The organism is Synechococcus sp. UW105, from assembly GCF_900473935.1.
Taxonomy (GTDB): Bacteria; Cyanobacteriota; Cyanobacteriia; order PCC-6307; family Cyanobiaceae; genus Synechococcus_C.
The window spans coordinates 79945-89613 of record NZ_UCNN01000001.1 but is presented as its reverse complement, the minus strand read 5'-3'; the positions used below and the strand labels follow the sequence as shown (position 1 = coordinate 89613).

The 9669-nt window shown below is 53.3% G+C and carries 12 protein-coding genes; 7 read left to right on the top strand and 5 right to left on the bottom strand.

Annotated elements, in window-relative coordinates:
• The first annotated feature begins 804 nt into the window (after positions 1-804).
• From DXY16_RS00515 to DXY16_RS00500, 3 genes are all read left to right on the top strand, one after another.
• The gene (locus tag DXY16_RS00515; RefSeq protein WP_206749536.1) at positions 805-1164 is read left to right on the top strand and encodes a hypothetical protein; all 360 of its coding nucleotides are present in this window, start codon (positions 805-807) and stop codon (positions 1162-1164) included.
• Between the two features lie 844 nt (positions 1165-2008).
• Entirely contained in the window at positions 2009-2188 is a 180-nt protein-coding gene (locus DXY16_RS00505) for a hypothetical protein (RefSeq protein WP_115118477.1), read from the top strand.
• A 12-nt stretch (positions 2189-2200) separates the two neighbouring features.
• Positions 2201-2410, top strand: coding sequence for a hypothetical protein (locus DXY16_RS00500; RefSeq protein WP_115118475.1), 210 nt, complete (start codon positions 2201-2203; stop codon positions 2408-2410).
• 101 nt (positions 2411-2511) lie between these two features.
• On the opposite strand, the gene DXY16_RS00495 is transcribed toward DXY16_RS00500, so the two are convergent.
• Entirely contained in the window at positions 2512-3234 is a 723-nt protein-coding gene (locus DXY16_RS00495) for a tetratricopeptide repeat protein (RefSeq protein WP_115118473.1), read from the bottom strand.
• Between the two features lie 651 nt (positions 3235-3885).
• Here DXY16_RS00495 and DXY16_RS00490 point away from each other — a divergent pair.
• Entirely contained in the window at positions 3886-4626 is a 741-nt protein-coding gene (locus DXY16_RS00490; protein ID WP_115118471.1) for a hypothetical protein, read from the top strand.
• Positions 4627-4824: 198 nt separating this feature from the next.
• On the opposite strand, the gene DXY16_RS00485 is transcribed toward DXY16_RS00490, so the two are convergent.
• Positions 4825-5202, bottom strand: a complete 378-nt coding sequence (locus tag DXY16_RS00485) for an AbrB family transcriptional regulator (protein WP_115118469.1) — start codon at positions 5200-5202, stop codon at positions 4825-4827.
• 274 nt (positions 5203-5476) lie between these two features.
• Entirely contained in the window at positions 5477-5680 is a 204-nt protein-coding gene (locus tag DXY16_RS14230) for a hypothetical protein (RefSeq protein WP_137006988.1), read from the bottom strand.
• A 73-nt stretch (positions 5681-5753) separates the two neighbouring features.
• Here DXY16_RS14230 and DXY16_RS00480 point away from each other — a divergent pair, with 73 nt between their 5' ends.
• Together DXY16_RS00480 and DXY16_RS00475 are read left to right on the top strand one after the other, a co-directional pair.
• Positions 5754-6293, top strand: coding sequence for a hypothetical protein (locus tag DXY16_RS00480; protein ID WP_115118466.1), 540 nt, complete (start codon positions 5754-5756; stop codon positions 6291-6293).
• Positions 6294-6499: 206 nt separating this feature from the next.
• On the top strand, positions 6500-6793 hold the full coding sequence (locus DXY16_RS00475; protein ID WP_137006987.1) for a hypothetical protein: 294 nt from the start codon (positions 6500-6502) through the stop codon (positions 6791-6793).
• 315 nt (positions 6794-7108) lie between these two features.
• On the opposite strand, the gene DXY16_RS00470 is transcribed toward DXY16_RS00475, so the two are convergent.
• A complete protein-coding gene (locus DXY16_RS00470; protein WP_244281463.1) occupies positions 7109-7372 on the bottom strand; it encodes a hypothetical protein in 264 nt (87 codons plus the stop codon).
• Between the two features lie 622 nt (positions 7373-7994).
• On the bottom strand, positions 7995-8375 hold the full coding sequence (locus tag DXY16_RS14485; RefSeq protein ID WP_206749535.1) for a hypothetical protein: 381 nt from the start codon (positions 8373-8375) through the stop codon (positions 7995-7997).
• A gap of 169 nt (positions 8376-8544) precedes the next feature.
• On the opposite strand from DXY16_RS14485, the gene DXY16_RS00455 reads away from it, so the two are divergent.
• Positions 8545-9633, top strand: coding sequence for an inverse autotransporter beta domain-containing protein (locus tag DXY16_RS00455; protein WP_244281462.1), 1089 nt, complete (start codon positions 8545-8547; stop codon positions 9631-9633).
• Positions 9634-9669 lie beyond the last annotated feature (36 nt).

The window sequence follows — 9669 nt, the reverse complement described above, 5'->3', positions numbered from 1 at the left end:
GCACCAGCGGCGAGGGAGGCAGCAGCGGCGGCGATGGTTTTGATCGTGGTCATTGCTCTGATGGGGGTGATGAGTGAGGTGGGATCGCTCCCTCCGATGCATTCACCATCTCCGGAATCACCAGCTGACCTGCTGATCTGACTCAAGCAGTGCTGTGAGCTTGCTCACAACAGCGCAAACACCAGTCAGTGGCTGGGCTGAGGATGGGCGTGCTGCTGTGGGGTGGCTGGAGCTGTCTGGACAGACGCGACTGAGAGCAACCTGAGCCACGGCGGTTCACCCTCAATCAGCAAGCCCTGGCAACCTTCATCCTTCCAATGCTTCCCGTAATGCTCCACGTTGTGCTTGAGAGCTTCCCTGATCTCAGACTCTGACCGAAAGAGCTTGACCCCAAACGGACCTTCTCCTTTCGCGATCCCACTCTGCTGACTGTGGAATTGGTCCTTGATCACCGAGCAAGTGATCATCCGATGCAAAACAGTAGGCATACACCCACTGCACAAGACAACCAGCAGGCCGCCTCCCCAGCTCGCGACCATTTTCAAGTCAATCCGGATCGGGAGCAAATCAATCATGCCGATCGATCGTTACTGGTTTTCATCGTCCCTCCTCCAGAGGCGACAGAACCAACGGATCAACAGCGGCTAAACCCGACAACGATGACGCACTCGATTGAGACGGACTGATCTGCAGCGATCAAGCGCAACAAGCCCGATCTGCTGGGACGAGGGGGTGGAGATGGTACCGAAAGCGATGGACGGCTCTGCAAACATTACTCAGCATGCGTTCAGTCATCGCTTGGGCATGAGCCATCCGCACAACGTCACCAGAGATTGCAAGCTCAACCAGCTGAGATCCCTTCTGATGGTCTTAAGCGTGCTGTGTTTGGCGATGTCGCCGAGCATTGCAAAACCTCAACATGAGGCTTGGATGGACGTCAGGGATGACTTCCTCCAGGGAGATGCAGAACTGATGCAGTTCCACTGTGAGCGTGGAACGAAGGCCAATCAAAAAGGGCTCTCAGTCTTCAACGATGCTTGGGTCAAGGAGATCCAGATCTTACGATTTGAGGCAGGTGTAGCGAAGGCGGCGCCTGATGGTTCCAACATTTTTTTTGCTGGCTTGTCAGCCGCGATGAACTCCCGTTGCCCTGGTGTTTGGTGATCAATCGTGTCGTGAACGACAAGACGATTGTTGTGGGCAACTGTGTGCTGCTAGCCAGCCCCATCAGCTCTCCGGCAGATGTGCGACAAGTGCAGGTTTGGCCGTCGTAGGAGCCGCGCATGGCGAGGGGCTTCAAGGGCCGAGGCAGGGAGCCAAGCCCCAACGAGCACTCTTGCCTTCACTCAGATCACAGTCGATCGAAGCTTGAGCAGTACGGCCCAGCATCCGAGTTTGGGCACGCCATCTCCACAATCATGCGGTTCGGCTCAGAAGGCAATGCGCGATTCGACCGATGCCAAACACCCCCTAGCGGGTGGAAAGTAAGGCCATCGAGATCGGAGGTGCCCATGACGGCCGACACTCCACCAGCGCAGATCACAGAAGCAGACTGACTTTCTGGCCCCTGCTCCAACAGTCTCAACCATGACCAGGGTTGGTCCTTTGGTAGGCATGCATCGGTCCGCCACGCCAATCGACACTCCACTTGCACCGCCCTAGGTGCCCTCTGAGTCAACGACCCAACACCTAGAGCCCATGGCCCCAGGGCGCCTTGAGCCAGACGCTTCCACTCTCTCTCTTCTGACGTGATGGGTTGAACCATGCACAAACGAGCGAGCTAGGCCGTCTCTCCATCGGGAGGGGCGGCCTTCCTCTTTGGAGCCGAGTCAATCGGCCACAAACTGCGCCTAGGTCCAGGACAGAGCCACACTGTTGGCATGAAACGATTGCTCCTGCTGCTGCTTCAGCGACTGACAAACAAAACCCAACCGCCCCCGCTTCATACACCTGAAGAATTGGAGTGCTGGAAAAGAGATGCTCTTGAGAACAGAGGGAAGCACTACTGATGCAGGGAGCACTTGAATTAGGACTGCTGGCCATCGCTTTTCTCGGCCTCCAGGTGTGGTGGCTCAGCAAAGTGTTTCTGAATCGTCCAAGACAGCCCAAACCGATGGGCAAGCCGATGCGAGCCAATTCACTTCAGAGCGAGCGGAACACCCTGCAAAAAATCTTCGACAACTTCTGATCAGCAGCAGAAGTGGGCATTGGGCCGGCTTTGGCTGCGCATCCCGATCTCAAGCATCTGGGCTGGCAACCTGAGCGCCAGTGGCCTGAGGATGCCGGGATGATCATGCGCTTGCCGCTGGCCACATCGCCATTGCTTCCTAGGCACCGCCGCCGATACGAAGGCGGAGAAAGCGTGCAGCCCCAAGACCAGCAATCCGCTCCTTTACAACATCCCGATTGACATCAACAGAGACATCCTTAGAAATAACCTCGATTATCTCGGCAAAACAATACCGGGCCTCAACAAGCTTATCGACTCAATCCCAACTTCCTTGACATCGATCAATCTTGAGCACTTTGATCACAATTGCCATGGAATAAGGCTAAAGCATATGTATCACCTAAATCGATTGCTCTCATGAAATCTTTGCAAGCACCCTCTGCGTCACCAGACCTCCCCTTCGCAAGTCCACGGTTGCTGTATGCAACGGGATTGCGAGGATCAATTGCTACCATCTTTGAAAAATCATCTATGGCACCTTGATAATCAGCCAAAGCAGCCTTAGCCGCGCCACGGTTTGAATAGGCAAGGGCAAATTGCGAATCGATCGATATTGCCGAGGTATAATCGGCAATGGCTTCTTGGGTTAGCAAATACAGGTCAGCACCTTTCTCGCCAACCAACAATTGCTTAGCAAAACCACGATTATTAAAGAAGACTGCGTTCGCTGGATCAATCTCTATCGCCTTATTGTAATCATCAATTGCGCCCTTATAGTCACCCATCCATCTCTTGGCAAAACCACGTTCAAAGTAGGCACGGGCATTCTGCGGATCAATTTCTAGAGCTTGATTGAAATCAGCAATCGCTTCTTGGGAATCACCGCTTTTTCGCTTCTTAACTCCTTCGCGAACATAATCCTCTGCACCTAAAGCCTGTGCCGCCTCGGGAGACAACACCAGCGCCGCAGTCGCCAGAGCAGCAGTGGATGCCAGCAAGAGCGGTTGCCCCAGTGGCAGAAGCAGGGAAAGTGCAGCAGCCAGAGCGGCGGTAGAGCGAGTCATCGCCTAAGAGTTTTGGCACCTACATCTCTAGCCATCGCCAACAAGCCCTGTCTAGGCCTGATCAGGAAACAGAAAAACGCCGTCAGTGCTGGCAGTTTCGTGATGCACGCACTGCACAAAGGGACGTCATGGCCACTGCAACATCGTCACTCAAGCGTGGATGGGTGCATTCAAATCAATGAGCGAGCCGTAATCAGGCTGGCCAACCACTCTGTCGTGCTCGGTCGGTCACCAGGCATTGTCATGCCAACTCAATGACCAATCAACTGAGATCACGAACCTTTCATTCACATATCCTGACCCATGGAAGTGATAGCCAATGCACTATTCCGTGATCAAAAGGCCCAACTCTTTGCCACTGCCAAGCCGTCACGACATGACCGAAAAAGAGAACTTCATGCTCAATACAAACGAAGTCAAGTTAGCTCTATGAATAAGCGATCCATCGGTTGACGCAAGCGGCAATCCTGCAGCTTCAGGATTGCGGGTAGATGCGACACCTCAAGACGCCGGAAGACAGGACCAGCTCACCGCGACAGGGTTTCACCGTTTCTATCGAAACGTCGCGATGGGAAAGTGAATCATCTGCATTGCGAGAGAGTCGACGCTCATGAACGCTTGCGGAACAATGTCGAACCTACAGAGCTCCCAATGATGTATGCGGGTCTGAACTGGGCTGCGTACTCAGGTCTCCTTTTGCTGGCGCTCTGGATTCCTGCTCTTTTTGTGTCGTTGCGACGCTTTGATGCTCTGATGCGGAGGGGCCAAGCGCGTGGTCCCGTTCGGGGGCTTGGTTTCGGACTGTTTCTGATCAATTTGGCTGGGCGCAACATCGCCCTGCCGTTAGTGGGTGGCATTCTCTTTTTCCAGGGTTGGCGGCTGGATCCCATCCTTCAGCTTGGGATCAATCTGCTGGTCTTGGGTGTGGTCTTTGAGTCGATCCGATCCATTCGTGCAGACGGCCGTGAGCTGAAGCGATTCAGCCGAAGGGATGCTCAGCAATCGGCCCGTCAGCTGGCTCTGGAGAACCGGCTGCAGGACCGTGCCTGGCCTTGGTCCATCGCCCATTGCTTTCTGCCGTTTGCAGGCATCTATTACGCCATCACTCGGCGCACGATCACACCCCTGCTGTGGGATTTTTTAGCTCGCTTTGTTGTGCTGCTGGCCTCTGCAGGAATCTTGGTGCTTTTCCATTTTCTGCTGCCCTTAGATGCAGAGCAGATTATCAATGAGCCCACGCTGACAAATGAACTCTGGGTTCAGCTATGGATTCGATCCATTGTGGGATTACTCGTCGTACTGATAAATGTCGTTGCTGGCGTTCTACCTGTGAAAGCCGCCATTCGACGGATACAGGCCGATGCTCGAATCCGTCTGGAAGCCAGAGAATGACCACACCACCCGGTCTATCTTCTGAAGTGGTGATCTAAGGGATTGCAGGATTGCCGCAACGGCTCTGGTCTGAATGAAGGCTTAGCCAGACATACCATTTCAATCAAGAAAGGTAGCTCGGGTGATGGTTGCGAATAGCAATAAAAAGGAGGGACTGTGAAGCCCCTCCCTATGACCCACTAAGACCTAGGCAGTGATTCAGTCTTCACCACCATCTTCTTCGTCTGAACCACCAACGGGAACGAGGCGGATTTGCTTGCGACCCAGCTTGATTTCAAACTCATCTCCAACCTGAAGGTCGAGCATTGCTGTGTATGCCTTGCCAATCAGAAGGTTGCCATTGCCCTGCACCTTGGCGACGTAGGACAACTTGCGTCCACCTTTACCAATGCCTGCAGTACCACCACCCAGGTCAATACCCTTGGCATTCAAAAGAGCTTCGTAGAAAGCGGTGAAGTTGACTCGCTGACCGCCGTCCTTTTTGTCAGAAACGTAACCACAAGCCGTTGCCAGGTCACTCTTGGAGACGTCCCCGAGTTCTTTGACTTTGGAGAGGAGGTCGGAGCCGGTGAGCATCGTTTCAATAGATATTGACCATCCAAACATATCGCTCCTCTGGCCACTGGCAATCCTTTAAGTTGCCAATTCTGGAAACAACATACTGACCACAAACCAGGCCGAAGCGCGACTATATTCTTGCATCGCTGCCTTTTCCCAGCTGCAGACCACTACGCACTGACATTGACCACTGCGACCACCAAAGGAATCGGCGCTCACGACGCAAAAGGTCGGCCAGCGGAATCACCTGCACCGGGAAAAGCAAAGGCATAGCCCCGGCGGAGACGAGCCATCACCAGAACCCCTTAGCGCGCTTCAAGTCAACCGAGATGGTTTTGCCATTGAGGTCGTCGACAACCCGGTGCATATGACTAGGCTCCGGCGGCACACAAGACCATGCCACCAACGGGCAACAACCATCACTTCCATCAACGGCGGGGCCTCCAGGCGGAGGAGCGATGGCCCAAGGAGCTGCGCCCACCAGTGATGCGTCCATGACGCTTTGGCTCAAATCGAAGATGCGCAATGAGAGCAAAGAAACGTAGAGTGGCAGCAAATATCAACGCTTGATGAAAAAGATTGCTGCTGCCATTGCGATGACAGCGTCTTTATTTGTGGCAACTGCGAGCAATGCAGAAATCATCCCCCAAACAATCATTTTACCACCTACGATTGGCGGCTGGCAGGGAGAGTGGGGAATACTGCCTTGGTACCCACAATTCAGGAATAGAAAACCCGGAGAAGCAAGATACATTCGCAGAGCAAGCAGGAGTGGCAGCATTGTGACCATCGAAAAACTGAAAAGGGTTCAACTCTCATTCGAGCCAAAGGGCAGCTTCAACTACTACATTTTGATCGAGAGATTCAATTGCTCTGCAAACACAAGTGGCCACACTCTTTTCACAAGAATAGAACCTGAAACCACGAGCAACAATGGAATTTACACCATAGACGGGGCAGAGATTCAATTCCCAAAAATACGAATAGTGAACAAGTACTACTACGTGATTAGCGGCAATGCCTCGACCAAATCAATGGAGATGAATCCAGTCATGCCGAACACTTATGGATCCGCAGTGCATGATGCAGTGTGCAAACACATCAAGTGAGTAATGCTGAATAGACAAAATGGATGCGCGGCAACATCCTTGTTGTAATGCACTCATGCCTGGACAAGCCGTCTCGGCAGCGACCCCAACCTGTGTGACCAAGGTCACAGCAGACATTGAGCCAGGTCAACGAAGTCTGTGGCGATCAAGGCGATGGTCTGCGAGGCGGGAGGGCTGACCTCCTCGACTCACTTCGCACCACCACCATGATCAAACGCCCAGTCACAACACAACTGCATTCCATTCATGCTGATGTCGATCAAGAATTAAGCATCGACACGCTCAGCGCATGCTCAGGAGGCGACAAATTGACTCCGTGGGGATTTTTCACTCAATTTGCCGTAGCCGTGTATAAAGGTGCCAAGGAAATTGAAGAAACGCAGAGAACAGGCAAACTCCCTGAGAGATTTCATACGCCAGTGAGCGACATCTTTGGGGGTGACGGTGTCTGGATGCCCCCTGGTGGTGACACCAGTGACAACCCTGGTGTCTTTCACTGATCAGATTCAATCTGAACGACAACCCTGCTTTCTTGAGCAGGGTTTTGTATTGGGCAGCTGCGGTGTGCGGCCAGGTGGTGATGGTCATTGGCGATTGAAGTGCAGCTGCCCTGTGAAGCGAGTTCAGAACAACATCCGCTGCCAAAGGGAGCAGTCGTTTCGGCACGCACAGAACTGGTCAACTCCCTACAAGTACAGGTGTATTGACCACACTAAGAAGGCAGCCTTACAGCGAACTTGTGGTTCGTCGTAGCAAGGAAAGCCCTCAGTTATTGACGGCTTTCCTTTGCATTCCAGGTCTTTCGGCAACACTGCTTATGCCGCTTGAGAACGTCGCCGCTTGGCTCGACGCGGCTTGCCTTGCTTTGGCTGTTCCGCCGCCTTGAGGTACACCTTCCTCCCTTTGGCATCGATTCGATAAAAGCCACCTCGGGGGCCTTTATGAATGGCGGACGCTTGATCGGACTGCAGCGCTTGCTGAGTCCGTTCTTTCAGCGTTGGCTTACTTTCGACAAATGTCGGCTGATCAGGTTTTTTGAGGAATAGCCACTTCAACAATGAGCCAAGAGCGTTCAACACAGATAGAGGGTTGAAGTGACAGCTCTAGTAAACCGTTGCTGTCAAGAGTGCACTGCCTGAGCGGAATCGCAGAGTCAAAAAGGTTAGCCCCCGGGCCGCTCAGCAGCAGCTGTATGAATGGGTGCTGCCAGGGCAGCGCTAGCCAATAACTCCTGTTTTTCCTATTGGAACTTCAGAGTTGTTGGATACGGGAAAGTCTGGGAATCACATTTGCTGTGTTGCTCAGGTGCAAGTTGGGGCTTTTGGTAATGCGCTGCTTACTTGTTAAAGAAATAAATGATGACTGAGGCTGTAGACATAAAGAGGATCCCGAATGTCCAGATCTGAGATGACGTACCACTCATCTCAAAACGAAAAAGACTCTCTCTCAATTCCTTGCTGCCATTGGAGAGAAGAAGAGTCCCGACTATTAACAGCAATGCGGGAATGCCAATTGCTAGCAGGAGATCCATTTGATTACCTCTTGCGCTTCAGAAGCCAGATAGGAACTGTGTAGCTGGTGTGGGTTGCGTCTGCATGGCCTGTAATTGCTATTCAAGGGCCTGCATCCTGCCCAACAGCGCAAGGGCCTCCTAGCTGCCTGGTCTACTGCAGGGCTATTGGAAGGTGACACATCAGGAACCTAGGCAGCGCCCCAGACGGCTCCGCCCGCTTTCGCGGCACCAAACAGACGGGAGGCAAAGGCAAGCGCCTCTGCCTTAGCCATGCCGTCGAGAACGGCTGGGAGAGGTTTGAGTGCTGATTTGCGTGCAAGGCTGCTTGAGGCCTCCGTGTCCACTTCGCAGATCCCAGTATTTGCAATATTTGAGGGGGCCTTCCAGCCCCCATGGGTCACTTGGGTGATAGGGCGTGAGCTTCCTTCCGTAATGGCCGCGGCCTGCAAAGCCTTGGAGGGTGCCATGAACATCGAGGCGACCGCTCTTGGAGTGGCGGGACTGCTCGAAGATCTCTCGATTTGATGCAGAAATTGCGTCATGCCCCAATCGAGCAGAGCGGGGAACACTCAGGCAGTCACTCCTGACCCATGACCCGCGACACACGCACCCATCATCCACGGTGGTGGGCTGCAACCACAGGCAGAAGCAAGTGGGCTAGGCGCTTGAAGCTGTGTAACAACCCTGTGCGATGACCCACAACATCGACGGCATCATCTGACCACTCAAGGTTGTTTGATGCAGCGTTCCATCCGCTTGTCGCTCTCGCTTGGTGGTGCCACTGCACTCATCCTCGCCAACGCCCCTCTCCTGCCAGCGACTGCTCAGGACAACGGCAGTGCTGAGGATCTCGGTGGCGTGATGAGCATCACCCTCGCTGATGTGGTCAAACCCACCATTGGGTTTCAAGGCGCACTGCAAGGGGCAAGCACACCCAACCAAACCGGCATTGGCGGCTTCCTTCCACTGTCGGTTGGTGAAAACAGCGTCTGGTTCCTCGATGCACTCGTCAACGTCAACTTTGCTGACCGTGAGGGCTACAGCAGCATCATCAACACCGATGTGGATGGTGGCTTCTCCACCTCCACACGCCTGGGCTACCGCTGGCTCAACGATGACCGCAGCTGGATGTACGGGCTGAACGCTGGTTATGACACCCGCACCATCAAATCAGGCAACGCCGATACCAACATCCCAGTTTTTGATAAGCAAACGATCTTTTTCAACCAGATCGCCGTCAATGCAGAAGCGGTCTCCAACAGCTGGACCTTCAATGGCTATGGGCTGATCCCCTTCGGGGATGTTGAGCAAAAACTAAATAGTCACTATGACGCTGGTGCACTGAACACCTACGGCCTCGATGTTGGCTATTTCATTAGACCACAACTTCATGCCTCTGCTGGTTACTACTACCAACACCGCGATCAAGAAGACGTCGATGGTTCAGGCGTGCGTGGTCGCCTCGCTTATGAGATCAGCAGTGGCTTAACAGCAGGAGTCAATATCTCCTACGACGAGGCATTTGATACCCGCGTTTCAACTGATCTACAGGTTCGTCTTGGCGGGCCAAGTACAACAACAGCTAAGAAGAAAAAGTGGGAGAATCCAACAATTAATGCGTTAACAGCATCACCCAAGAACAGGAATGTACGGGTGCACGACAACAAGGATGATAACGAACTTGCAAAAGGACCAAAAGGCAAAAGCAGAACTCCCTTGGGTGGACATTACACTTGTGAACAATTCAGCAGTCCGTTGAAATACTGCACTCGCACTACAAAGAATACTTGGATGGGTGGGACAGAGACTAATTGGCACGTGAGATAGGGGTGCACAACCCGTTGTTCTACAGGCCGTCCGACG

What these genes read in the sequence shown, in the direction of transcription:
- DXY16_RS00515 (WP_206749536.1), top strand. Translation starts at nt 805, where the DNA reads ATGAGCCATCCGCACAACGTCACCAGAGATTGCAAGCTCAACCAGCTG.
- DXY16_RS00505 (WP_115118477.1), top strand. Translation starts at nt 2,009, where the DNA reads ATGCAGGGAGCACTTGAATTAGGACTGCTGGCCATCGCTTTTCTCGGC.
- DXY16_RS00495 (WP_115118473.1), bottom strand. Translation starts at nt 3,234, where the DNA reads ATGACTCGCTCTACCGCCGCTCTGGCTGCTGCACTTTCCCTGCTTCTG.
- DXY16_RS00490 (WP_115118471.1), top strand. Translation starts at nt 3,886, where the DNA reads ATGATGTATGCGGGTCTGAACTGGGCTGCGTACTCAGGTCTCCTTTTG.
- DXY16_RS00485 (WP_115118469.1), bottom strand. Translation starts at nt 5,202, where the DNA reads ATGCTCACCGGCTCCGACCTCCTCTCCAAAGTCAAAGAACTCGGGGAC.
- DXY16_RS14230 (WP_137006988.1), bottom strand. Translation starts at nt 5,680, where the DNA reads ATGGACGCATCACTGGTGGGCGCAGCTCCTTGGGCCATCGCTCCTCCG.
- DXY16_RS00480 (WP_115118466.1), top strand. Translation starts at nt 5,754, where the DNA reads ATGAAAAAGATTGCTGCTGCCATTGCGATGACAGCGTCTTTATTTGTG.
- DXY16_RS00475 (WP_137006987.1), top strand. Translation starts at nt 6,500, where the DNA reads ATGATCAAACGCCCAGTCACAACACAACTGCATTCCATTCATGCTGAT.
- DXY16_RS00455 (WP_244281462.1), top strand. Translation starts at nt 8,545, where the DNA reads ATGCAGCGTTCCATCCGCTTGTCGCTCTCGCTTGGTGGTGCCACTGCA.